Origin of the sequence: Sphingosinicella rhizophila, assembly GCF_032378825.1 — a bacterium.
Taxonomy (GTDB): Bacteria; Pseudomonadota; Alphaproteobacteria; order Sphingomonadales; family Sphingomonadaceae; genus Allosphingosinicella; species Allosphingosinicella rhizophila.
The window spans coordinates 33555-57988 of the sequence record NZ_JAVUPU010000004.1 but is presented as its reverse complement, the minus strand read 5'-3'; the positions used below and the strand labels follow the sequence as shown (position 1 = coordinate 57988).

Genomic DNA, 24434 nt, shown 5'->3' with positions numbered 1-24434 from the left:
GGACGGGCCCGCAGAGGCGTTGACAGGACGGGGACCGCTGCCTATCTCGCCCCTCCTCTGCCCCGTCGTCTAATGGTAAGACTACGGACTCTGACTCCGTCTATCGAGGTTCGAATCCTCGCGGGGCATCCAGCGCCAGGCCTCATTCTGCGCTATTCGTCGACTTTGCAGCCATTCGCGAGCGCCCGCGTTGACGCAGTCGGCCGTGTCCCCTCTTTCGATCGTGGCGGGAGATGCGGCGACAGAGGGAAGGCGAGATGCGAAGATTGATCATTGCCGCATTTTTGGCGACATCGGCGGCGTGCAGCCCGGCCTCCGACTCTCAGGCCGGGAACGAAGCCACAGCGCCCACCTACGACCTCGCCGCGCAGCGGGCGAAGATCGCGCGGGTCGAGATGAATCCTGACACGTCCTTCCTCAGTGCCGAGGAGAAGGAGGTCGTGAACCTCCTGATCCAGGCCGCGGGCTATATGGACCAGATCTACCTTCGCCAGCGCTTCGTCGAAAATCCGAAGATCCGCGCCAGCATCGCCAACAGCCAGGATCCGCAGAAGGCGGCCCTGCTCGACATGTTCGACCTCCATTATGGTCCGTGGGATACGCTTGCCGAAAACCATCCCTTCTTTGGCGAAAAGGCCATGCCGCCAGGCGCCGGCTTCTATCCGGCCGATCTCACCAAAGAGGCGTTCGAGGCCTATCTCGCCGCGCATCCGGATCAGAAGAAGGCGCTGACCGATCCTTACACGGTGGTACGTCGGGCGGGCGACCGGCTGGCCGCCATTCCCTATTCGGAGGCTTATGAAGAGTGGCTGGAGCCGGCGGCGCGGCTACTGGAGGAGGCGGCCGCCAAGACGAGCAATCCCAGCCTCAAGCGCTTCCTGACGCTCCGCGCGAAAGCCTTCCGGACCAACGATTATTATCCGTCCGAAATCGCCTGGATGGAGGTGAAGGACACGCCGATCGAAGTCGTGATCGGCCCCTATGAGGTTTACACCGACAGGCTTTACGGCACCAAGACCGCGTTCGAGGCCTTCGTCACCGTCCAGGACCCGGAGGAGAGTGCGGCCCTATCGCATTACAAGGCGCTACTGCCCGAAATGGAGCGCAACCTTCCGGTCGAGGAGAAATACAAGAATTTCAACCGGCCGTTCGAATCGCCGATCCTGGTCGCCGATCAGGTGCGCGGCGGCGGCGACAATGTCCCCGGCGTCCAGACGATCGCCTTCAACCTGCCCAATGATGAGAGGGTGCGCGAACAGAAGGGCGCCAAGAAAGTGATCCTGGCGAACGTGCTCGGCGCTAAATATGATCGCATCCTCGCGCCGATGGCGCACCAGGTGCTGGTGCCGGACCAGGCGAAACTGGTCACCAGAAAATATATGACCAACGAGACCCTGTTCCACGAGCTATCGCACAGCCTCGGTCCGGGAAGGATCAATGTCGACGGGCGGCAGACCACCGTCAACGCCGAGCTCAAGGAGCAATATTCGGCGATCGAGGAAGCCAAGGCCGACGTGATGGGCGTCTACAACATCCTCTACCTGATGGAACGCGGGGAGATACCCGTCGCCGAGAAGCCGGAATTGTTTGCCACTTACTTTGCCGGGATCTTCCGCGCCGTCCGCTTCGGCATAGACGAGGCGCATGGCCGCGGCGCGGCCATGCAATATGATTATCTGAAAGAACAGGGCGCCTTCGCCTGGGACGAGGAAGCGGGCCGGTACCGGATCGATCAGGCCAAGATGGAGCAGGGCATCACCGATCTCGTCGCCAAACTCGTCAGGCTGCAAGGCGATGGCGATTATGCCGGCACCAAGGCCTTCCTCGATCGGCATGCCCGGCTGGACGAGCATGCCAGGAAAGTGCTCGCCGCGAGCGCCGATATTCCGACAGACATCCAGCCGGTCTATCCGACGCGAATCTGACGGGGCCGGACAGCCGCCCGGCCGGCGAGGCCCGTGCGATGCGTCGCCGTGTCAGATTTGGCTTGTCAGTGCATTTGGTCGACTGTATCAGTCGCATAAACCACTGACGGATGTACGCAGCGGCCTTCGGGCCGAGAGGGCCCGTCGAACGCCTGGAAAGGTGTTAGGCGAGGGGGGCTGCGTGACATGAAACAGACATCCGTATTTTCGAAAATCGCTACATTCTGGTCGGGAGTCCTGCTGCTGTTCGGGCAACATGGCCTTGCCCAATCGCAGCCCGCGCCGTCAACGCCCGGCTCCGCCCCAACACTCGATCGTGCCGACGTCGAAACCTGGCTGGACGGCTATCTTCCTTATGCGCTGGAAAGCGCCGACATTGCCGGTGCCATCGTGGTCGTCGTCAAGGACGGCAAGATCCTGCTTCGCAAAGGCTATGGCTATGCGGACGTCGCCAAGCGCGAGCCGATGGATCCCGGCCGTACGTTGATCCGGCCCGGCTCCATCTCCAAGCTCTTCACCTGGACGGCAGTGATGCAGTTGGCCGAGCAGGGCAGGATCGATCTCGACGCCGACATCAACACCTATCTCGACTTCAAGATTCCGGGACGGTCCGACGGCCCGATCACGATGCGGCATCTGATGACGCACACGCCCGGTTTCGAGCAGCCGCTGCGCAACATGTTCACCCAGCCTGGCTTGCCGCCGCCGCTCGATGTCTATCTCAAGAGCAATATTCCGCAGCGTATCTTCCCCGCCGGCAAGGTTCCTGCTTATTCCAATTACGGCACGGCACTTGCCGGCCATATCGTCGCCCTCGTGTCGGGCCTGAGTTTCGACACATATGTCGAGCGGCACATCTTCGGACCGCTCGGCATGCGCAACGCCACCTTCCGCCAGCCGCTGCCGGCGCGCTTCGAACCTCATATGGCCCAAGGCTATGACCGCGCCTCAGGCAAGTCCTTGCCCTATGAGCTTGCGGCACCGGCGCCGGCCGGAAGCATGGCCGTGACCGCGGACGATCTGGCCCGTTTCATGATCGCCCACCTGCAGAAGGGCGCATTCGGTCCCAACCGTATCTTGCGCCCCGAGACGGCAGACATGATGCACCGGACGCCTTACCCGGTTCTGCCTGGACTGCAGCGCATGCTGCTCGGCTTTTACGAAACCAATCGCAACGGCCACAGGATCATTGCCCATGGCGGCGATACGCCCGCTTTCCACAGCGACATGCGGCTCTACATCGACGACAATGTCGGCTTCCTGATTTCGATGAACAGTTCCGGCCGCGATTACATGCATTATTTCATGCGCGGCAATCTCGCCGAGCAATTCGCCGACCGCTATTTCCCTGCGCTGACGCCGCGCGATGGCAGGGTCGATGCCAAGACCGCTGCCGCCCATGCGAAAATGATGGCAGGCCGCTACGACCCTTCGCGCACCTCGTGGAGCAGCTTTCTTTCCGTTTCCGCCTTGATGGGGTCGGTGGTGGTCGAAGCCCATGACGACGGTACGATCGGCACTTCCGAGCTTCAGAAGCTGAACGGCCAACCCAAAAGGTGGCGCGAGATCGCGCCCTTCGTCTGGCGCAATGTCGACGGGAAGGATCTCTTGTCGGCGAACGTCAAGGACGGCAAGGTCGTCATGTTCAGCTCCGACGAACTTTCGCCGGCGGTGGTCTTCCTTCCTTTGCCGTCGTGGCGCGCGCGTCCGGATCTCTGGTTCTACGCCATCGCTGCTTCGCTCCTGGTCCTTCTCGCGACGGCAATCCTGTGGCCGGTCCGCAGCTTCCTGCGCTGGCGGACAGCCACGGCTCTACCCGGGCCGGTTCGGACGGCCAGGCATCTGACGGGCATGGCCGCGCTCGGCGCCTCCGCCACCTTGATCGGCTGGTTGTGGCTGCTGTCCAATCTCGGATCGGCCGAGGTCCCGCTCACCGCCAAGACCGACCCGATCCTGTGGACGCTGCAGATTGCCGGGGCGCTCTTCTTCGGCGGCGGCTTGCTGATCGCCCTTTGGAATGGCTGGAGGACATGGGCGGGTGGGGGCGGCCGGGCGGCCAGGATCTGGACTATTGTCCTGGCCCTGGCTTTCCTGGTGCTGTTCGTGACGGCCCTGGCCTTCCATCTCCTTGACTTCAGCACGGCCTATTGAGCCATGAACATGAACGCGCATAGGCTTGCGGTCTCGATCCGCATTCTCATCGTGGCTCTGCTCGCTCCGCTGCTGGGTCTGGCTGCCGCCGAACCGGCGATGGCGCAAAGTGAAGCCGCCAGCTTGGCTTCCACTTCCCCGACGGGCGCATCGCCGCTCACGGCCGCCGATCTTTCGACCTGGCTCGACGGCTATATGCCTTATGCCATCGAGGCCGGGGACATTGCCGGCGCGGTCGTGGTGGTCGTCAAGGACGGCCAGGTCCTGCTGCGCCGCGGCTATGGCTATTCGGACGTCTCCCGGCGAAGGCCGGTGGACCCTGCGAACACCCTGTTCCGGACAGGCTCGATCTCCAAAGCCTTCACCTGGATTTCCGTGATGCAGCAGGTCGAGCGCGGAAAAATCGATCTCGACGCCGACATCAACGCCTATCTCGACTTCACGGTGACCGGCCTTGGCGGTGCACCGATCACGATGCGTCACCTGATGACCCATAGTGCCGGATTCGAGGAAGCGCTGGGGGACCTTTTCTCGTTGCGCACCGACCGCATCGCGCCCGATTTGCGATCGTACCTCGTCAAATATCTGCCGCGGCGTGTCTTCGCACCCGGCACGGTTGCGGCCTATTCCAATTACGGCACGACGCTTGCCGGCTATATCGTCCAGCGCGTGTCGGGCGAGCCTTATGAAGCTTATGTCGAGCGCCACATCTTCCAGCCGCTGGGCATGGTGCATTCGAGCTTCCGTCAGCCGCTTCCGTCGAGGCTCCGGCCGCTCATGTCCCAAGGCTATCGGCTCGGCTCCGGCGAGCCGCGTCCCTTCGAGATGATCACCGCCGTCCCGGCCGGGGCGCACACCGGCTCGGGCGACGACATGGCGCGGCTGATGATCGCGTTGCTGAACGACGGCGCCTCGTCGAGGGGACGCATTCTCCAACCAGCGACCGTCCGGCAGATCTACGGCACGCCCCACAGCCTATTGCCGGCGCCGGTCGACCGGATGCTGCTCGGCCTCTACGAGGAGAATCTGAACGGCCACCATGTGGTCGGCCATGGCGGCGACACTTTCCTTTTCCATTCGGAAATGATGATTTTCCCCGATGACGGGATCGGTCTGTTCATGGCGATCAACAGCAGCGGGCGGGACGGCTATTCCAATATCCAGAAGGCGCTGCTGGGGCGCTTTGCCGATCGCTATCTGCCCGGCAAGGTCCCGGACGGAAATGTGGATGCAGCGGCAGCCAAAGTCCATGCGCGGATGATGCGCGGTACCTATGAAAGTTCGGTTCGCTACGGGAATTTCTTCAGCCTGATGAAATTGTTCAGCCAGGCGTCGATAAATGTCCATGACGACGGAACGATCAGCTTCCCTGCCTTTCGGAACCTGGCCGAGGCACCGAAAAGGTGGCGGGAGATATCGCCCTTCCTTTGGCGCGAGGTCGGCGGCGAGGATTTCCTGGCGGCGAAGGTGGAGGACGGCGAGGTCGCCATGTTCTCCGCGAGCAAATGGACCGGGACGATGATCCTTCCCGTTCCCTGGTGGCGATCGTCCGGCTGGCTCGTCCCGGGCCTCTTTCTTGCCCTGGGGGCGCTTTCCCTCACAGTCCTCGCCTGGCCGATCGTCGCCATCCGTCGCCGCCAGCAGGCTGTCGCGGCGGCCGGGACGGTGCGGCAGCGCAAGGCGCTTTTCGGCGTCCGGCTTGGCGCCGTGGCCGTCCTGCTCGTTTTCGGTGCGTTCTTCGTCACCATGACGATGATGCTGAGCGATCCCTTGTCCATTTCCAGTGATCTGGACTGGTGGATATGGGCGCTGCACATCCTTTCGCTGATCGTCTTTCCGACCGCCCTTCTCCTGGCAATCCGGTGCGCCTGGCTGAATTTCAAGGAAGGCGCCCCCGCGGGAATGAGGATTTGGAGCGTGATTCTGGCCGCGTCCTCCTTCATCATGCTGTGGATCGCGATCGCCTTCAAACTGATCTGGTTCAGCGTGGTTTACTGACGGGGGGTATGCAAGACGGTGCGGCTGCACGAGCCGCACGCGCATGATTCTATTTTGCATCAGAAGCGCGGTCGGATTGTGCTAGAGGGGCCGTCATGCCGGATGCCGAGACCGCATTGCTACTGGCGCGACTCCAGTTCGCCTTCACCGTCTCGTTCCATTTCATCTTTCCCGCTTTTTCGATCGGCCTGGCATCCTATCTGGCGGTGCTGGAGGGGCTTTGGCTGAAGACCGGGAAGACGGTCTATCTGACGCTCTTCAAATACTGGCTGAAGATTTTTGCCATCGCCTTCGCGATGGGCGTCGTTTCCGGGATCGTCATGTCCTATCAGTTCGGCACGAACTGGTCGGTCTTTTCCGACAAAGCCGGGCCGATCATCGGCCCGCTCATGGCCTATGAAGTCCTCACCGCCTTCTTCCTGGAGGCCGGATTTCTCGGCGTGATGCTGTTCGGGCTGGAGCGCGTCGGCAAGAAGCTGCACTTCCTCGCCACATTGATGGTGGCGGCGGGCACGGCGATGTCCGCCTTCTGGATCCTGTCGGTAAACAGCTGGATGCAGACGCCGTCCGGCTGGGCGGTGAACGCGGCCGGCCAGTTCGTGCCGGCGGGGAGCTGGATCGACATCATCTTCAATCCGAGCTTTCCCTATCGCCTGGTGCATACGGTGATTGCGGCCTATCTGACGACGGCCCTGGTCGTCGGCGGGGTAGGGGCCTGGCATTTGCTGAAGGCCCGTCGCGGCAGAGCCACGTCGGCCGCCGGCTCCGGCGCGTCGGCCGCCGCGGGGTCCCCCGACCCAGCGGGACGGGATCAGGGCGCCCGCACCATGTTCTCCATGGCGATGTGGATGGCGGCATTGGTCGCGCCGGTGCAAATCTTCGTCGGCGATCTTCACGGGCTCAACACTTACGAGCATCAGCCCATCAAGGTGCTGGCAATGGAAGGGCATTTCGAAGCGAGCCCGGACGGCGCCCCGCTCATCCTGTTCGGCATTCCCGACGACGATGCCGAAACCATCCATGCCGCCGTCAAGATACCCAAGCTTTCCTCGCTGATCCTGGAACATGATCCCGACGCGCCGATGCCGGGGCTGAAGATGGTTCCCAAGGAGGATCGGCCACCGGTCGGAATCGTCTTCTGGTCGTTCCGGGTGATGGTGGGCCTTGGCTTCCTGATGCTTGCGCTCGGCCTGTGGAGCGTCTGGGCGCGCATGCGCGGCCGCCTCTATGAATGGCCGCTGCTCCATCGTTTCGCGATATTGATGGGCCCTGCAGGCTTCGTCGCCGTGATCGCCGGATGGATCACGACGGAGGTCGGCCGTCAGCCCTGGGTCATCTATCACCTGTTGCGCACCAGGGACGCGGTGTCGCCGATCGCGACGCCGGGCGTCACCGGATCACTGATCGCCTTCGTGATCGTCTATTTCACCGTCTTCGCCGCAGGCACGATCTACATCCTGAAGCTGATGGCCAAGCCGCCGCGAGAAGGCGAACCGGCGCCCGCAAAGGCACCGATCCGGACCGCCGGCATCACGCCTGCTTCGTCCATGAGCCGGTCGGGCATCGAGCCGCGCCCGGATCGCGCCGAGGGAGCCGAATAATGGACCTCACCATCGTCTGGGCGATCATCATCGCGTTCGCGGTCGCGGCTTATGTGGTGATGGACGGGTTCGACCTCGGCATCGGGATTCTCTTTCCGACCTTTCCCGTCGGCGGCGAGCGAGACCAGGCGATGAACGCCATCGCGCCGGTCTGGGACGGCAACGAAACCTGGCTCGTGCTCGGAGGCGGCGGACTGCTTGCCGCTTTCCCGCTCGCTTATGCGATCATTCTCCCGGCGCTGTACGCGCCGCTCACCGCCATGCTGCTGGGCCTCGTCTTCCGCGGTGTCGCCTTCGAATTCCGCTGGCGCGACGCAGATCATCGCCGCTGGTGGGATGCGGGATTCTTCCTCGGCTCGCTGATCGCAACCTTCGCACAGGGCATCACTCTCGGCGCGCTGCTGCAGGGGATCGACGTGGAGGGACGCGCTTATGCCGGCGGCTGGTGGGACTGGCTCAGTCCGTTCAGTTTGCTGACCGGCGCCAGCCTGGTCGCGGGCTACGCGCTGCTCGGTGCCACCTGGCTCATCTGGAAGACGGAGGGGTCACTGCACGAACGGGCGCGCAGGCATGCGCGTCATCTGCTCCCGGTACTGATCCTCGCCATCGGCCTGGTCAGCCTGGCGACGCCCTTCCTGGAAGGCAAATATCACCAGCGCTGGTTCGATTGGCCAGGCCTTGCCGTCACCATCCCGATGCCCTTGCTGGTCGCCGCGTTCGCCTTCCTGCTTTGGCGCAAGCTTGCCCGAAGCCACGACGCCTTGCCTTTCCTGTTGACCCTGGCCCTGTTCGCATTGTCCATGGCCGGCCTGGGAATATCGATGTGGCCGGACGTGATACCGGGCCGGGTGACGATCTGGCAGGCGGCTGCCCCTTATTCCAGTCAGCTCTTCATGCTGGTCGGCGCTGTGGTGCTGGTCCCCTTGATCCTGGCCTATACGGCCTGGGCCTATTGGGTGTTTCGCGGCAAGGTCGGTGAAGACGGCTATCACGAACATTAGGGCCGGGACCGATGGATCCTGATCCGCGCTGGCGCCGGCTGGGCTGGTTCGTCGGCATCTGGGCGGCCAGCGTGGCGGCTTTGGCGGTGGTGGCTTACGGACTGCGCGCCCTGCTTCATCCCTGAAGCGCCCTTGTTGCGCCGCAATATCCTGCGTATAGGCGCGCCGACTTCTATCCATCGGGAAAATTGAAATGAGCCTCCGCAACGTGGCGATCATTGCCCACGTCGATCATGGCAAGACCACGCTCGTCGACCAGCTGTTCCGCCAGTCCGGCACCTTCCGCGACAATCAGCGCGTCGAGGAACGGGCGATGGATTCGAACGACTTGGAAAAGGAGCGGGGAATCACGATCCTCGCCAAATGCACGTCGGTCGAATGGCACGGCACCCATATCAACATCGTCGACACGCCCGGCCACGCCGATTTCGGCGCCGAGGTGGAGCGGATCCTGTCCATGGTCGACGGCGTCATCCTGCTGGTGGACGCCGCCGAAGGACCTATGCCGCAAACCAAGTTCGTCACCGGCAAGGCGCTCGCTTTGGGCCTCAAGCCGATCGTCGTCGTCAACAAGATCGATCGTCCCGACGGGCGTCCGGCCGAAGTGCTGGACGAGGTGTTCGAACTGTTCCTCAGCCTCGAGGCCAATGACGAGCAACTCGACTTCCCCACCCTCTATGCCAGCGGCCGGGCCGGCTATGCGGGCCGCAGCGACGATGTCCGTTCGGGCGATCTTTCCCCATTGTTCGAGACGATCGTCGACCATATCGGCGCGCCCGATGCTGATCCCGACGGGCCGTTCAAGATGCTGGCGACCCTGCTCGACCGCGACAATTTCGTCGGGCGCGTGCTCACCGGCCGGATCGCCTCGGGCAAGCTCAAGATCAACATGCCGATCAAGGCGATCGACGACGAGGGCAAGATCGTCGAGGAAGGCCGCGCCACCAAGATCATGGCATTTCGTGGCCTCGAGCGCGTGCCGGTGGACGAAGCCGGTGCCGGCGACATCGTCGCCATTGCCGGTCTCACGAAAGCCACCGTTTCGAACTCGATCGTCGAGCCGGCGGTGACGGAGCCGCTCCATGCCCAGAAGATCGATCCGCCGACACTGGCAATGACCTTCACCGTCAACGATTCGCCGATGGCCGGCCGCGAAGGCAGCAAGGTCACCAGCCGCATGATCCGGGACCGGCTGGAGCGCGAGGCCGAAGGCAATGTCTCCTTCAAGATCACCGAGAGTGCGGAAAAGGACAGTTTCGAGGTGGCCGGCCGCGGCGAACTCCAGCTCGGCGTGCTGATCGAGACGATGCGCCGCGAAGGGTTCGAACTGACCATCAGCCGTCCGCGCGTGCTGTTTCGCGACGGTCCCGAGGGACGAGAGGAGCCTTATGAGCAGGTCGTCGTCGACGTGGACGACGAATATTCCGGTACGGTCGTCGAGAAGATGGCCCAGCGCAAGGCCGAGATGACCGACATGCGTCCGTCGGGCGGCGGCAAGACCCGCATCACCTTTTCCGGGCCTTCGCGCGGCCTGATCGGCTATCATGGCGAATTCCTGTCCGACACGCGCGGGACCGGGATCATGAACCGCATGTTCGAGCGCTACGGCCCCCACAAAGGAAAGATCGAAGGACGGCAGAATGGCGTCCTCATTTCCAATGGATCGGGCGAGACGGTGACCTATGCGCTCGGGCCTCTGGAACAGCGCGGCATCCTGATGGTCGGCAGCGGCGAGCCCGTCTATGAAGGCATGATCATCGGGGAGAATGCGAAGCCCGAGGATCTCGAAGTCAATCCGATGAAGTCGAAGCAGCTCACCAACTTCCGTGCTTCGGGCGGCAAGGACGACGCGATCCGCTTGACCCCGCCCAAGCGCCTGACGCTGGAGCAGGCAATCGCCTATATTGCCGATGACGAACTGGTCGAAGTTACGCCCAAGTCGATCCGCCTTCGCAAGCGTCATCTCGATCCGCACGAGCGCAAGAAGGCATCACGGCAGAAGGACACGGCCTGACCCGCAAAGCGGATAGTCCGGACGGAAGCGATCGGCTTTTTTGGGCTCATCCTTTAGGGGAGGGGCCAGAATGCTTAGCGGCTCATCTCCAAGATCCGCTTCCACTCGGCATCGCTGACGGGCGAGACGGACAAGCGGGACTGTCGGAGCGTTTCCAGCTTCGCCAGCTTCGGCTCGGCCTTCATGGCCGCGAGCGTCACCGGCCTGGCGAGCGTTTCGACCGGCTTGACCTCGACCGAGACCCAGCGGGCTTCCTCGCCATCCTGTCTGGCGGTTCGGCTGATCTCCATCACGCCGACGACCGCCTTGTTCTTGCCGCTATGGTAGAAGAAGGCCTTGTCCCCGACCTTCATGGCGCGCAGGTGAAGCGCTGCGGCGGGATTGCGCACGCCGTCCCATTCGGTCTTGCCGTCGCCGACGAGGTCGGACCAGCCATAGGTTTCGGGTTCCGACTTCATCAGCCAATAGGCCATGCTTGATCTCCCAATTCGATACGAGGCGGCCCGGTTGCCGGTACCATTCGACTTGCAGCGTAGATTTTTCCCGCAATGCGCGCCAGATAGGGTCGATGCGGCAATCTCTCCTCCTGTTCGGCCTGCTCCTCGTCGCCGGCTGCGGCGAGCCCATTCGCGATGATCATTTTGCCAATGACGAAATGGCGGCCGCGCCGATTCGCGAGCAGGCGGTGGCCGAGGCGGTACCCGTGAGGATCGGAGAGCTTGGGCCCAGTTTCGATGCGTGCGCCGCTGCTGGAACGACCCGCCATGTCGCCGAAGGCACGACATTGCCGGTCCGTGCGGCGCCGTTCGACACGGCCGCCCAAACCGCCGAGATTGCATCGGCCCAGCGCTTCTTCGTATGCGCGCGGACGCTGGATCAGAAATGGTTCGGGATCGTGTTCGATGCGGAGGGAGCCTTGCCCAGCCGTTGCGGCGTGGCCGCGCCCACGCCTTCACCCCGGCCCTATGCCGGCCCCTGTCAATCGGGGTGGGTGGCTAGCGCCTTCGTCAAACTGGTCGCCGGCAATGATGTGCCGCCAGCGACGGTGGTGGAAAACGGAGCCGTCCAAGGCCAATGATTTCCGGATTTCCCGCTACGACGGTTCCTGGCCGAAGCGGAAGTTCCGGAAGGTGATCGAGTAACGAAGCCCGTCCATCGGCGGGATGCTATGTTCCCATTCGTTCCGGGCCGGCCCGTCGATGAGATAGGCCGAGCGCGGCTCGGCGATCAGGGCGCTGCGTTCCCATTTCTCTTCGCGTCTCCGCCGAAATCGCAACCTGGCGGGCGCCAGCAGGGAGATTCCGACGACCTTGTCGAAGACGGGTCTGTCCCGGTGCCAGCCTATGCCTGCCCCATCCTGATATTCGATCAGCAAGGCGTGCGCCAACGCCTCCGGCGCCAAGCCGGCAAAGGCGGCTGCCCGGTCCCTGAGGGCGAGCAGGAAGGACGGCATCTCCTCGGCCTTTTTCAGCCCGCTGCCGTCGAATCTGTAGTTCCAGCCGAACGAGACGGTTCGCCTGTTGCCAAGAAAACCCTGGAATTCGAATGGTTTGAAAGGAAGAGTCCGAAGCGTCCGGACGAGATCCTGCTCCTCGGCCGCCGACAGGAAGTGGGCGCGATAGTCGAGACCTTCCGGCGGCCTCGGTTCCGCCCCGAACATGTTGAGCTGGTGACTCGCCATATCGATCTTTAACGGGCGCGGTTCGACCCGGGCAAGTGTGGAGCGCGCGAAGTCGGACGAAGCGCAAGGTGGCGGCTTGCGTCCTCCCTTTTTCGCAAGTAGCGGAATCGAACGGATTTTGACGGGATTGGTCGATGGCGGTGGAACCAGGCGGGATTGTGACGTCGCGAGGCGCGGGCTTCGTGACGAGCCGGATCAAGGCGCCGCCAAGGCAGCTCTCTCCCGCCGCGAGGCGGGCCGCCATGTCCAAGGCGATTCGGGCGCGGTTGCTGATGCGCAAGAATATCAAGAACGCCTCCCGCAACGGCCTGGAAGCTTATGTGGTGCCGAACTTCCTCACCCTGCAGGATTGCGAGGACCTGATCCGCCTGATCGATGCCGGACGCGAGCCGTCGGGCCTGCTCGCCGCCCATGCCGATCCCGACTTCCGGACCAGCGAAAGCTGCAACCTGCATCCCCTCGACGAGCCGGTGAAACGCGTCGAGGCCAGGCTCGCGGAGCTGATGGGAATCCCGCCGGCCTTCGGCGAAACGATCCAGGGACAGCGTTACGCAGTCGGGCAGCAGTTCAAGCCGCACCATGATTATTTCCACACCGACCAGCCTTATTGGGCGGAGCAGGAACGCAATGGCGGGCAGCGCACCTGGACCGCCATGGCCTTCCTCAACACACCCGAGAAGGGCGGCCACACGAAATTTCCCGATGCCAAGCTGGAGATCGTGCCCGCGGTCCGCGGGCTGCTCGTCTGGAACAATGTGGACGATAAAGGCGAGCCGAACCCGCAGTCGCTTCATCAGGGCCTGCCGGTGGAGGCCGGGACCAAATATGTCATCACCAAATGGTTTCGCGAACGTCCCTGGGCGGTGGGATCGGGCCCGGTGGAATATTGAGGCGCGGACACACAGGGCGTTTGCACCTGACTTAGCCGTCATGCTGAATCTATTTCAGCATCCAGTCCGGCGACCCCGGCGAGGATGGAGAACTGGACGCTGAAACACGTTCAGCGTGACGAAGAAGTTGGACGACCTAGCGCGTGAATTTCTCTCCGGCTTCGGCTTTGCGCACGAGAAGCGGCGACAGAGTGAAATCGCTGCCGAGCCGATCCTCCTGCCGCTCCAGTCCGTCGACGATTTCCTTGAGTCCCACAGTGTCGGCCCAGAACATCGGCCCGCCGCGATAGACCGGCCAGCCATAGCCATAGACCCATACGACGTCGATGTCGGAGGCGCGCTGGGCCATATTCTCGTCGAGGATCTTCGCACCTTCATTGACCATGATGTAGAGCGTACGCTCGATGATCTCCTGATCGGAGATCTCGCGGCGCGCGATGCCTTCCTTCCGGGAAAAATCCTCGATGATCTGCTGGACGACGGGCGAGGGGGAGGGGCGCCTCTTGTCGTCATAATCGTAGAAGCCGGCGCCCTTCTTCTGGCCCCAGCGCTCCATGGCGCAGAGCTGGTCGCGTATGCTTTCGATTCGGCTGGGATCGCGGTGCCAGCCGATATCGACGCCGGCCAGATCGGCCATCTGAAACGGCCCCATCGGCATGCCGAATTCGACATGGACCCGGTCGACCTGCTCGGGCGTGGCGCCTTCGAGGAGCAATTTGGTCGCCTCGATCTGACGGGGCATCAGCATGCGGTTGCCGATGAAGCCGTGGCAGACGCCGGCGACGACGGCCACCTTCCTGATCTTCTTGGCCAGCTGCATGGCGGTCACGAGCACGTCCGGTGCGGTCTTGGCGCCCCGCACCACCTCGAGCAGCTTCATGATATTGGCAGGCGAGAAGAAATGAAGCCCCACCACATCCTCGGGACGGGATGTCGTCGCCGCGATCTCGTCGACGTTCAGATAGGATGTGTTGGAGGCGAGGATCGCCCCCGGTTTGGCGATCTTGTCGAGCTTGCCGAAAATATCCTTCTTCACGTCCATATTCTCGAACACGGCCTCTATGATCAGGTCGCATTCGGCCAGATCCTCGAGCTTCAGACTCGGCTTCAAAAGAGCCATCGCCCCTTCGACCTGCTCGCCCGTCATTCGGCCCTTGGCGGCGGTCGCCTCATAGTTTTTCCGCATCACGCCGGTGCCGCGATCCAGCGCCTCTTGCGCCATCTCGACGATCGTCACCGGGATTCCTGCCGAAAGGAAATTCATCGAAATGCCGCCCCCCATGGTCCCGGCGCCGATCACGCCGACACGGGCGATGGCACGAGGCTCCGTGTCCTCGGGGAGACCGTCTATCTTGGAGGCCTGACGCTCGGCGAAGAAGAAATATTGCTGGGCGCGCGCCTGGGTGCCGCTCATCAATTCCATGAACAGCCGCCGTTCCTCCTGCACGCCTTCCTGATAGGGTTTGGCGACCGCTGCCTCGATGGCCTTGATGACGGCTTCCGGGGCGTCGAATCCCTTCATCTTCCTGGCATTGGCCTTGCGATATTCGTCGAAGATGGCGGGGTTGGCGCGTGCCTCTTCAACCTTGTCGTCGCGTGTGCTGCTCTTTGGGATCGGCCTTATGTCCCGTACTTCTTCGGCGAAGGCCACGGCATGCTGTTCCAGATCGCCTTCGGCGAGGCGATCGACGAGGCCGATCTCATGCGCTTCCTTCGCCCCGATCGGATTGCCGGTGGCGGCCATGTCCAGCGCCTTGGCGACGCCCGCGACGCGCGGCAATCGCTGGGTGCCGCCGGCGCCGGGCAGGATGCCGAGCTTGACCTCGGGTACGCCGAGCTTCGCCGAAGGCACTGCGACCCGGTAATGGCTTGCCAAGGCGACTTCCAGGCCACCCCCGAAGGCGGTGCCGTGGATCGCCGCGACCACCGGCTTGGTGCAATTTTCGATGATGTCGACCACCTGGGGGAGCATCGGCATCTGCATCGGCTTGCCGAATTCCTTGATGTCGGCACCAGCAAAGAAGGTCTGCCCGGCGCAGCGTATCACGACAGCCTTCACCTTGTCGTCGGCATCGGCTTCGGCGATGGCCTGGACCAGGCCCTCACGCACGGCGTGGCCGAGCGCGTTGACCGGCGGGTTGTTGGAGGTGACGATCAGCACGTCGCCATGACGCTTGGTGGAAATCGGGCTCATCGGGCATCTCCGTGCTGGGACTCTGGCGAAGCCGATACGGGCTTCCTTCCGTAAGCGTCAACCTTTCCCTGCCCGAAACCCTTTTTCAACGCGCTTGCACTAGACGAGCAGACTGTTCTCGTGGGGATTCTGACCATTTCGACCCTGGAAAGATTGAAGGCCCTGTGGGCGCCGACCGTCGCCTTCGTCGCGACCCTTGCCGTCGAGCTGGCCCTGGTGGAGCGCAAATATGCGATTTTCGGTGGCGGCTTCGGCGCATCGCATGTCGTCGATACCGCGGTGGAGGCAGGGCTGTTCACCGCCGGCCTGATCGTGTCGCAGGCGCTGCTGATCGTCTTGTTCTTCCTGGGCATCCGGGCCTGGCACCGCAAAGGCGCCGACCGGCCTCTGTTCCTGTTCAACTTCCTCTTCTTCACGATCGGCACGATTGCCGCTTTGCTGGCGGCCAAATTCGAGGTTCTAAGCTATTTCAGCGATGCCATCGGTTTCAAGCTGATCCGCAACCTCGGCGGGGGCAGCCTGGTCGAGGCCTTGCTCTATGTGCGCGACGAAGCAGCCCTGGTCGGAGTCGCGGCCGTCGGCGCGGGGATCACCTATTGGCTTTGCCGGATCGTCGTCAAACGCAGCTTCACGGGTCAAGTGCCGAAAGGCAAGCTTGGCTGGCGCCAGATGCTCTGGCTGGCCGCCGCGCTCGTGTTGATATCGCTGGCAGCCAACCGCAATCCCGACGTCCGCTATGCGCTCACCCGTTTCAATTCCTATGCGCTCGCCGACATTGCGCTCCAGGCGCTGACCGATTTCGACCGCGATGGCTATAGCTGGTTCGGCGCCAGGATCGACCGCCATCCGTTCGACGCCGCCCGGCATCCGCTGGCGCTCGACATTCCGGGCAACGGGATCGACGAAGATGGCTATGGCGGGGATTTCAGTTTCGCTGGAAAAGCGGCGCCCGTCCTGGCGCCGAAGCTTCCGGCTTCGCCGAAGAACGTCGTTCTGATCGTGCTCGAAAGCACCCGCGGCGACGCCATCGGCAGGCGTGTCGGCGGCCGCGAAGTGACACCGGTGTTGAACGCGCTGGGCCGCCAGGGCACTTATGTGGAGGAGGCCTACAGCCATGTCGGCTTCACTTCGCCGTCACTCAAGAGCCTTTTTACGGGTGCGCTCGCGCCGGCGCCGGGCACTCCGTCCCTGTTTCGCGACCTGAAACGGGCCGGCTACAGGATCGGCGTCTATTCCGGCCAGTCCGAGGATTTCGGCGATATCTCGGCCGTGGCCGGAATGGCGGAAAATGCCGAGCCTTTCGTGGATGCACATGTGCTCGAAGAGCATCGCGCATTCGAATTCGCGTCGAAATCCTCCATCAAGATCGACGGCCGGATCCTGCTACGCGAATATGACAAAAGCTTCGGCCAGGCTTCGGACTGGACCCGACCCGTCTTCCTCTATTTCAATTTCCAGGAAGCCCATTTTCCCTATCATCATCCGGGCATGTTGCAGCTTCTGCCCGGGAAGCCGATCCCGCGCAGCGATGTGAGCAAGGCCAACAAGGATTGGGTCGCCCACACCTATTGGAACGCCGTCGCGTTCAACGACTGGCTGATCGGCCAGGTGGTCGAACGCCTGAAGAAAATGGGCGTCTGGGACAATACATTATTGGTGGTCACCGCCGATCATGGCGAATCCCTGTTCGACGACGATTTCCTCGGCCACGGCCATGTCATCAACCGGCAGCAGACGCAGGTGCCCCTGATCATCGCCGCGCCGGGCGCCGCCGTCAGCGCACCGGTCGGTCTCGACGATTACCGGACCATGATCCTGCGCCTGCTCGGCGCCGAAGGTGTGGCGGAGCGGCCAGCCGGCCCCGTCTTTCAATATATCGGCGATCTCGATGCGCCGACCGAGATAGGCATGGTCGAAAAAGGCGGTCGCTGGACGACGATGCGGATCGACAGCGAGACGATGTGGTTCAGCGAATCCGGGCGACGCCCGCGTTACGAGGAGCTTCGCCCGGGATCGACGGAGAAGGGGCGCGCCGACCGACTGATCGACGAATGGGCACGGCAGCGCTGGCTGGCGGAGCTTGCCCGGCGCTGAGGCAGGCGGCCGCTTTTGCAGCAGACCATGAGGCGGAAACCCTCGGCAAGTTCCGGGTATCAGATGGCGGTGCGGCCATAGCTCTGATTGTTGAAAGGGTGAGACGAGGAAAGGCCCCCATCGACGACGAGCGCCTGACCATTGACATAGCTGCTTTCGTCAGAGGCCAGGAACAAGGCCGCGGATGCGATTTCCTCCGGAGTGCCGCCCCGCTTGAGCGGATTGAGATGGCCGAGCTGCTCTTCTCTGCCCTTCGCGCGGGCGCGTTCGTAGATGAACTCCGTCATGCCGGTCTCGATCAGGCCGGGACAGATTGCATTGACCCGGACATTGGATCCGGAAAGCTGCTGGGCCGCCGTCTTCACCAGGCTGATCACGCCTGCCTTGGATGCGGAATAGGCGCCGCTGCCCGCACCGGATCGAAGCCCGGCCACGCTGGCCGTGCAGATGATCGAGCCGCCGCCGCGCGCCTTGATGAGCGGCGCGGCATAGCGGATCGCCATGGCGGGCCCGATCAGGTTGACGCGAAGGATCTCTGCCCAGTCTGCGGCGTCCTGATCGAAGATGGAGGCGAGCCCGCCGGAAATGCCGGCATTGGCAAAGACGATGTCGAGCCCGCCGAAATGCTGGACGGCCGCCGAGATGGCGCCTTGCAGATCCGCTTCGCTGCCGGCGTCGGCCTGCAGCCAATAAGCGCTTTCGCCGATCAGATCGGCGGTCGCGTCCGCGTCTTTGAGATCGGTGAGAACGAGCTTCGCGCCGTGCCTTGCGAACAGCAAAGCGGTGGCGCGGCCGATGCCGGAGCCGGCGCCGGTGACGAGCGCGATCCTCCCTTCGAGACGGCCGCCCGCATCCCTTTCGGTCAAAGCCCGGCGCCCGTCGTCGCGCCGCCATCGACGATGATCGTCTGGCCGGTCATGAAGGTGGAGGCAGGCGCGGCGAGGAATATCGCGGCGCCGGCGATTTCGTTCGGCTCGCCGATCCGGCGCATCGGCGTGTGGCGGGTGACGGCCTTCAAAGTCTCCGGATCTTCCCAGAGCGCGCGTGCGAAATCGGTGCGGATCAGCCCGGGCGCTATGCAATTGACCCGGACGCCCGAGGGCCCGAACTCGGCCGCGAGGTTGCGGGCAAGCTGGAAGTCGGCCGCCTTGGAGACGTTATATGCGCCGATCGTCGTCGAGCTGGTGAGCCCTCCGATCGATGAAATGATGATGATCGAACCTTCCTTCCGCTCGATCATGTCGGGTGCGACCATGTTGATGAGCCAGTGATTGGCGAGGACGTTGTTTTCGAAAATCTTGCGGAACTGCTCGTCGCTGATCCCCGACATCGGCCCATAATAGGGATTGGAGGCGGCGTTGCAGACGAGGATGTCGATCCGTCCCAATTGCCGCCGCGTCTCGTCGGCCAAATGCTGCAGCGCCTCCTTCGACGAAATATTGGCGGGAATCACGATGGCCGTGCCCTCGCCATGTCGGTCGTTGATCGTTGCGGCGGCTTCCTCGCAAGCTTCGGCCTTGCGGCTGGAAATGACCAGCCTGGCTCCTTGCGCCGCCATCGCTTCGGCGATTGCGCGGCCTATGCCGCGAGACGAACCGGTGACGATGGCGACCTTTCCGGTCAGGTCGAACAGCGACATCTTCTATGAATCCCTTTCCGGCGCATGTTTGGCGAATTCGATCCGCGCGATGGCGCGATTGTGGACCTCATCCGGGCCGTCGGCGAGCCGCAGGGTGCGAATGCCTGCCCAGCTATGGGCCAGGTTGAAATCCTGGCTGACGCCGGCGCCGCCATGGGCCTGGACCGCGTCGTCAATGATGCAGAGCGCCATATTCGGCGCCTGCACCTTGATCATCGCGATCTCGGCCAAGGCGGCCTTGTTGCCGGCCCTGTCCATCAGGTCGGCAGCCTTGAGGCAGAGCAGACGCGACATGTCGATGTCGATCCGCGCGCGCGCGACGCGCTCTTCCCAGACGCTGTGCTCCATCAATTTCTTGCCGAACGCCACCCGGCTTTGCAGGCGCATCACCATCGCCTTCAACGCCTCTTCGGCGGCGCCGATGGTGCGCATGCAATGGTGGATCCGGCCCGGCCCCAGCCGCCCCTGCGCGATTTCGAAGCCACGGCCTTCGCCGAGCAGCATGGCCGAGGCGGGGACGCGCACGTCATCCAACGCGATTTCCATATGACCATGAGGCGCATCGTCATAGCCATAGACATGCAGCGCCCGTTCGATCGTCACACCGGGAGCATCCAGCGGCATCAGCACCATCGACTGCTGCTGGTGGCGGGGATGTTCGGGATTGGTCTTGCCCATCACGATGGCCAGCTTGCAACGCGGGTCGCCCGCCCCGGACGACCACCATTTGCGCCCGTTCAGAACGTAGGAATCGCCGTCGCGTTTGATCTGGCATTCGATGTTGGTGGCGTCGGAAGAAGCGACACCGGGTTCGGTCATCAGGAAAGCGGAGCGGATTTCGCCCTTCATCAATGGCCGCAGCCATCGTTCCTTCTGGTCCAGCGTCCCGTAGCGGTGGAGCACCTCCATATTGCCCGTATCGGGCGCCGAGCAGTTGAAGACCTCCGATGCCCAGACGATGCGTCCCATTTCCTCGGCGCAGAGCGCATATTCGAGATTGGTGAGCTGCGTGCCTTCGAAGGCGAAGCTTTCGTCGACATGCTGGAGCGCATGACCGGGCGGCATGAACAGGTTCCAAAGGCCAGCCTGGCGTGCCAGCGGCTTCAGTTCCTCGATCACAGGAACTGGCCGCCACCGATCGCCCTCGGCGATCTGCGCCTTATAGTCGGCGCTGCGCGGCCGCACATGGGTCTCGATGAACTCCCGAACGCGGTCGCGATAGAGAGCCTGCCGTTCCGTAAGGTCAAAGTCCATGGTCGGGGATCGCCTCGATGCGGGTTTCGCTCTTCCCTGTCAGAAACGTCGGATTTGCGCCAGCCTGCGGCATCCGAAGGAGAGGAGATATCTCAGGTGGGCCGCTTCAATAGCAGGTTCATATGGGCTGCGGCGATCGGCTTGGTGCGATCCTGCTGCCAGGCATGGGCTTCGACATTCGCGACCCTCTTGCCTAGCCGGGTGACGGTGGCGGCGGCGAACGTATCGTGATCGGTACCGCCCCGCATATAATCGACCGTAACGTTGATCGGCTTCACCGTGACGTCCTGCTCCTCGCCAAGGGCTTCGAAGAGGGTGCCGAGCGCGGCGAATTCCAGCAGGCCGGCAATGGCTCCGCCATGAAGGAAGCCGGGTCGGCCGATCACTTCGTTGCGGAACGGCATGATCCAATAGGTCTCGTCTCCCTGGCGCCGGGTGCTGAGGCCAAGCAGTTCGGCATAAGGCGGAAGCGTTTTCATTCCTGCGAATCTAGACGGTCTGTCGGCATTCGTCATCACCGGCGGATCAAATCAGGAATCGATCAGCAACACGCGAAGATCATTGACGTTGGTGCCGGTGGGGCCGGTGACGAACAGGTCGCCGGTCGCCGCAAACAGGCTCCCGCTGTCATTGCGCGCCAGCATCGCAACGGAATCGCCGCGAAAGCGCCCGATCGTATCCCCGTCGAAAAAGGCCCCGGCCGCCTCGCTTCTTCCATCCACTCCGTCCGTATCGGCGGCAAGCCCGCATATGTTCGGGTGGCCCGCCAGTGCCATTGCGGCAGCCAGCGCAAATTCCTGGTTAGGGCCGCCATGGCCTTTGCCCACGACGGTAACCGTCAATTCTCCGCCGGAGATCAGGGCCGTGCCAGGCGGCGACCGCAGCGCAAGTTCGGCCTGGGCGCGCCCCGCCTCCCGCGCCTCTGCATAGATTTCGCTGACGATCGGCCGGTAGCCCAGGGCGGCCGCCTTTTCGGCCGCAGCCGCCAGGGCACGTCCCGCGGATGCCGCCAGCCGCCAGTCGCCCGTCACAGTCTTGGCGCTTTCCGACCAGCCCGCTGCCGGCGAAACGATATCATATTTTGCCAGAAGCGCACGCGCTTCGCCGATCGTGGTCGGATCGGCGACGGTCGGGCCTGACCCGATATCCTCCATCCGGTCTCCTTCCACATCGGAGATGGCGATCGTGACAAGCCGGGCCGGCGCCGCGGCCAGTGCGAGCCTGCCGCCCTTGAAGGCCGACAGATGGCGGCGGACGATATTGATCTCGCCGATCGGCGCGCCCGAGCGGAGCAGGTCGCGGACGATGCGCTGCTTTTCCGCGAGACCGAGGCCCTGTCCCGGAAGGCTGGCGAGCGACGATGCGCCGCCGCTCAGCAGCACCAGCACGAGGTCGCCGCGTCCGGCCGCCGATGCCAGGTCCAGCAGCCGCTGCGCGGCGGCGAGGCTGCTCTCGTCCGGCACCGGATGGGCGGCTTCCAGCACCTCGATCCGCTCCAGCCGGCCGGTATTGCCATGGGGCGCAACGGCAAGACCGGACAGCGGGCCTTCCCAGTTTCGTTCGACGGTCTCGGCCATCGGCACGGCCGCTTTTCCCAAAGCGAGCAGGAATGTCTTTCCCGCCGGGGGATCGGGCAGGTGCGGTGGCATCAGGCGAGCGGGCCGGCATGATTCCATTCCCATTCGAAAGATCGCTTCGAGTTTCGCACGCACGTCCATGGCGAGGGCTATGAGACCGCCGGAACGCTTCATCAAGCCGGGCACCTCGTCTATGCGTTGCCGGGTGAAAAGGTCCGCGACCACGAAGCTGTCGGCCATCGCCCTGCGCGTGCTCGCCGGGCTCCTCGTCTTGCCCATCGGCTACCTGCTGGCCGCCCTCCTGCTCGGTTTCCTTCCCGCCAACCCGGATTGGCGCGAGCCGGGGCGGGGTGTGACGATCTTTGTCCGCTCGAATGGTGTTCATACCTGGATCATGGTCCCCAAGGTCAATTCGGACATGGACTGGCAGCCGCTGGTGCCCGGGACGGACCTCAGGGATCCCCGTTGGGGCCGGGGCAATTATGTGGGCTTCGGCTATGGCAACCGCACCTTCTATCTGGAAACGCCCACCTGGGGCGATCTGACCATGAAGAATGCCCTGCTGGCCGCGTTCGGAAGCGGCCGCACCCTGATCCATGCCGATCATGATCACGATCCCGAAGCCGACGATCACCAGCGCCCGATCGTGCTGACCCGTGATCAGTATCGAAAGCTGGTTCATTATATCCGCGCCAGCTTCGAATATGGTCCGGAGGGCCGGACCATCCCACTGCCCGGCCGCGGCTATCATGATTCCGATATGTTCTACGAAGCGGTCGGGCCATATAACGGAGTACTGACCTGCAACGAATGGACCGGCCGCGCGCTTCGCCGCGCCGGCGTTCGCACAGGCCTTTGGACGCCGCTTGCGCAAAGCATCATGTGGCGGCTCGATTAAACGCTACCTAGCCGATTGGAGACTTGCTTAGGGGCTTACCAACGAGCAGGCGCTTCGATAGATTGTTCCGACCATGATCGACAGGGGGTTCTGATGGGAAAAATACTCGGCAATCTGAATTTGGCTTTATTGCTGGCAGTGGTGCTGCTCGCCGTCACCATGTTCGGCCTCCATGGCGACATGATGGGCGAGGGTTATTTCAGTTACTGGCTTCGTTTCTTCCACGTCCTGGCGGGGATATTGTGGATCGGACTCCTCTATTATTTCAATTTCGTTCAGATCCCGACGATGCCCAAGGTCCCGGCGGAACTGAAGGGCGGCGTCAGCAAATATATCGCGCCCGAGGCCTTGTTCTGGTTCCGCTGGTCGGCGCTTGCGACCGTGGTCCTGGGCCTGCTGGTCGCCGAAACCACCCAGGGCGGATATGTCGCCCGCGCCTTCACCTTCGAACCCGGGTTCAGGGTGATCGGCCTCGGCATGTGGCTGGGCGCGATCATGGCCGCCAACGTCTGGTTCATCATCTGGCCCAACCAGCAAAGGGCTTTGGGTCTCAAGCCCGCGGACGACGATGTGAAGGCCAAATCGGCCAGGACGGCGATGCTCGGGTCGCGCACGAATTTCGTGCTGTCGCTGCCGATGCTCTATTGCATGGTGCTGCAGGCTTATCTGGCCAAGTGAAGGCTCGGCTCCTCTCCCGGTGAAAATCGGGGGAGGATTCCTGCGGGGCCATCTTTAGCGTCCGGGCCCTAGTAGATATAACCCTCGCGTTCGAGGAAGTCGGCGGGCTCCGACCGGTCGGCCGGCGCGTCCGGGCGCTGGCCAGATCCTTTCCGTGCTGGCGGGCGGCGTGTGCGCCCGACCTGTTTCGTTTCGCCGCCGCCACCGCTGGCCTCCATGCTGCGGGATTCAAGCGTCTTCAGGAAGGCGGCTTCCTGTTCCTGTCTTTCATCCAGCAATTTGACGAGGCTGGCGGGCAGTGGCTTTTCAGGTCTCGTTGCGCCCCGCGCCCCCATCGCTTTCTCTTCCGCCTGCGCTTCGACCTCGGCTTCTGCGACCGCTTCGGCGGCCACACGCGCGGGTGCGGAGCGGGAAGCGAGCTGAGCCGCGGGCAGAGTGATCTCGCCCCAGGGCACGAATTGCGCTGCCGCCAGGATCAAGGCCACCAGCCAGCCGCTCCACCAGCGTGCCCCGCGCGGCCGCGGCCGCTGTGGCTGGAAGGCGGCCGCCTGCGCCGCATTGCGCATCGCCCGCAACCGGCGGTCACAGGCATCCCGCGCTTCCGGGTTCTTCAGCATCGCGAAGGCCTCGTTGATCGCTGCCGCGCGTGCCTGTGCGCCCGGATCCTGAAGCCAGAGATCGGGATGATATTTCTTGATCAGCGCCTTGTGGGCGGCTTCGATGACGATCGATTCGGCATCCGGCGCTACGTTCAGCGTCTCGTAAGGGCTGCGATAATGGGCCATCCCGAACGAATGATTACCGATTGGCGTCAATAACGCCAATCCTTAACGCGATCC

At 63.3% G+C, this 24434-nt stretch carries 21 protein-coding genes and 1 tRNA gene; 13 read left to right on the top strand and 9 right to left on the bottom strand.

What is annotated here, in order from left to right; all coding sequences use genetic code 11:
* The first annotated feature begins 58 nt into the window (after positions 1 to 58).
* The 8 genes from RQX22_RS08820 (at position 59) to typA (ending at position 10690) form a co-directional block, all read left to right on the top strand.
* A tRNA-Gln gene (locus RQX22_RS08820) sits at positions 59 to 132 on the top strand.
* Between the two features lie 125 nt (positions 133 to 257).
* Positions 258 to 1925, top strand: a complete 1668-nt coding sequence (locus RQX22_RS08815) for a dipeptidyl-peptidase 3 family protein (protein ID WP_315725647.1) — start codon at positions 258 to 260, stop codon at positions 1923 to 1925.
* A gap of 186 nt (positions 1926 to 2111) precedes the next feature.
* Entirely contained in the window at positions 2112 to 4076 is a 1965-nt protein-coding gene (locus RQX22_RS08810; RefSeq protein ID WP_315725645.1) for a serine hydrolase domain-containing protein, read from the top strand.
* Positions 4077 to 4085: 9 nt separating this feature from the next.
* Entirely contained in the window at positions 4086 to 6074 is a 1989-nt protein-coding gene (locus RQX22_RS08805; protein ID WP_315725643.1) for a serine hydrolase domain-containing protein, read from the top strand.
* A gap of 95 nt (positions 6075 to 6169) precedes the next feature.
* Positions 6170 to 7675: a cytochrome ubiquinol oxidase subunit I gene (locus RQX22_RS08800; protein ID WP_315725641.1), complete on the top strand. Its 1506-nt coding sequence runs from the start codon at positions 6170 to 6172 to the stop codon at positions 7673 to 7675.
* Entirely contained in the window at positions 7675 to 8676 is a 1002-nt protein-coding gene (gene cydB, locus RQX22_RS08795; protein WP_315725639.1) for a cytochrome d ubiquinol oxidase subunit II, read from the top strand. The genes RQX22_RS08800 and cydB overlap by 1 nt, the downstream gene beginning before the upstream one ends.
* 11 nt (positions 8677 to 8687) lie before the next feature.
* Positions 8688 to 8801, top strand: a complete 114-nt coding sequence (locus RQX22_RS08790) for a DUF2474 family protein (protein WP_315725637.1) — start codon at positions 8688 to 8690, stop codon at positions 8799 to 8801.
* A gap of 68 nt (positions 8802 to 8869) precedes the next feature.
* The gene (gene typA / locus RQX22_RS08785) at positions 8870 to 10690 is read left to right on the top strand and encodes a translational GTPase TypA (protein ID WP_315725635.1); all 1821 of its coding nucleotides are present in this window, start codon (positions 8870 to 8872) and stop codon (positions 10688 to 10690) included.
* Between the two features lie 74 nt (positions 10691 to 10764).
* Here the strand turns inward: typA and RQX22_RS08780 are convergent, their stop codons facing one another.
* Positions 10765 to 11163: an EVE domain-containing protein gene (locus RQX22_RS08780; protein ID WP_315725633.1), complete on the bottom strand. Its 399-nt coding sequence runs from the start codon at positions 11161 to 11163 to the stop codon at positions 10765 to 10767.
* A gap of 95 nt (positions 11164 to 11258) precedes the next feature.
* On the opposite strand from RQX22_RS08780, the gene RQX22_RS08775 reads away from it, so the two are divergent.
* Positions 11259 to 11768, top strand: coding sequence for a hypothetical protein (locus RQX22_RS08775; protein WP_315725631.1), 510 nt, complete (start codon positions 11259 to 11261; stop codon positions 11766 to 11768).
* Between the two features lie 15 nt (positions 11769 to 11783).
* On the opposite strand, the gene RQX22_RS08770 is transcribed toward RQX22_RS08775, so the two are convergent.
* A complete protein-coding gene (locus tag RQX22_RS08770; protein ID WP_315725629.1) occupies positions 11784 to 12371 on the bottom strand; it encodes an alpha-ketoglutarate-dependent dioxygenase AlkB in 588 nt (195 codons plus the stop codon).
* 134 nt (positions 12372 to 12505) lie between these two features.
* Here RQX22_RS08770 and RQX22_RS08765 point away from each other — a divergent pair, with 134 nt between their 5' ends.
* Positions 12506 to 13261, top strand: coding sequence for a prolyl hydroxylase family protein (locus tag RQX22_RS08765; RefSeq protein WP_315725627.1), 756 nt, complete (start codon positions 12506 to 12508; stop codon positions 13259 to 13261).
* 136 nt (positions 13262 to 13397) lie between these two features.
* On the opposite strand, the gene RQX22_RS08760 is transcribed toward RQX22_RS08765, so the two are convergent.
* Positions 13398 to 15455, bottom strand: a complete 2058-nt coding sequence (locus tag RQX22_RS08760; protein WP_315725625.1) for a 3-hydroxyacyl-CoA dehydrogenase NAD-binding domain-containing protein — start codon at positions 15453 to 15455, stop codon at positions 13398 to 13400.
* Between the two features lie 120 nt (positions 15456 to 15575).
* Here RQX22_RS08760 and RQX22_RS08755 point away from each other — a divergent pair, with 120 nt between their 5' ends.
* Positions 15576 to 17549: a sulfatase-like hydrolase/transferase gene (locus RQX22_RS08755; protein WP_315725623.1), complete on the top strand. Its 1974-nt coding sequence runs from the start codon at positions 15576 to 15578 to the stop codon at positions 17547 to 17549.
* 59 nt (positions 17550 to 17608) lie between these two features.
* On the opposite strand, the gene RQX22_RS08750 is transcribed toward RQX22_RS08755, so the two are convergent.
* From RQX22_RS08750 to RQX22_RS08730, 5 genes are all read right to left on the bottom strand, one after another.
* Complete coding sequence (locus RQX22_RS08750) at positions 17609 to 18415, bottom strand: SDR family NAD(P)-dependent oxidoreductase (protein WP_315725621.1); 807 nt, start codon at positions 18413 to 18415, stop codon at positions 17609 to 17611.
* Entirely contained in the window at positions 18412 to 19188 is a 777-nt protein-coding gene (locus RQX22_RS08745; protein WP_315725619.1) for an SDR family NAD(P)-dependent oxidoreductase, read from the bottom strand. Before RQX22_RS08745 ends, RQX22_RS08750 begins: the two co-directional genes overlap by 4 nt.
* A gap of 3 nt (positions 19189 to 19191) precedes the next feature.
* Entirely contained in the window at positions 19192 to 20442 is a 1251-nt protein-coding gene (locus RQX22_RS08740) for an acyl-CoA dehydrogenase family protein (RefSeq protein ID WP_315725618.1), read from the bottom strand.
* 92 nt (positions 20443 to 20534) lie between these two features.
* Entirely contained in the window at positions 20535 to 20921 is a 387-nt protein-coding gene (locus RQX22_RS08735; protein ID WP_315725616.1) for a PaaI family thioesterase, read from the bottom strand.
* 51 nt (positions 20922 to 20972) lie between these two features.
* Complete coding sequence (locus tag RQX22_RS08730; protein WP_315725614.1) at positions 20973 to 22259, bottom strand: glycerate kinase type-2 family protein; 1287 nt, start codon at positions 22257 to 22259, stop codon at positions 20973 to 20975.
* On the opposite strand from RQX22_RS08730, the gene RQX22_RS08725 reads away from it, so the two are divergent.
* Both RQX22_RS08725 and RQX22_RS08720 read left to right on the top strand, forming a co-directional pair.
* Entirely contained in the window at positions 22225 to 22917 is a 693-nt protein-coding gene (locus tag RQX22_RS08725) for a TIGR02117 family protein (protein ID WP_315725612.1), read from the top strand. The genes RQX22_RS08730 and RQX22_RS08725 overlap by 35 nt on opposite strands.
* 93 nt (positions 22918 to 23010) lie before the next feature.
* Complete coding sequence (locus RQX22_RS08720) at positions 23011 to 23595, top strand: urate hydroxylase PuuD (protein ID WP_315725611.1); 585 nt, start codon at positions 23011 to 23013, stop codon at positions 23593 to 23595.
* Between the two features lie 68 nt (positions 23596 to 23663).
* Here the strand turns inward: RQX22_RS08720 and RQX22_RS08715 are convergent, their stop codons facing one another.
* On the bottom strand, positions 23664 to 24410 hold the full coding sequence (locus RQX22_RS08715) for a J domain-containing protein (RefSeq protein WP_315725609.1): 747 nt from the start codon (positions 24408 to 24410) through the stop codon (positions 23664 to 23666).
* Positions 24411 to 24434 lie beyond the last annotated feature (24 nt).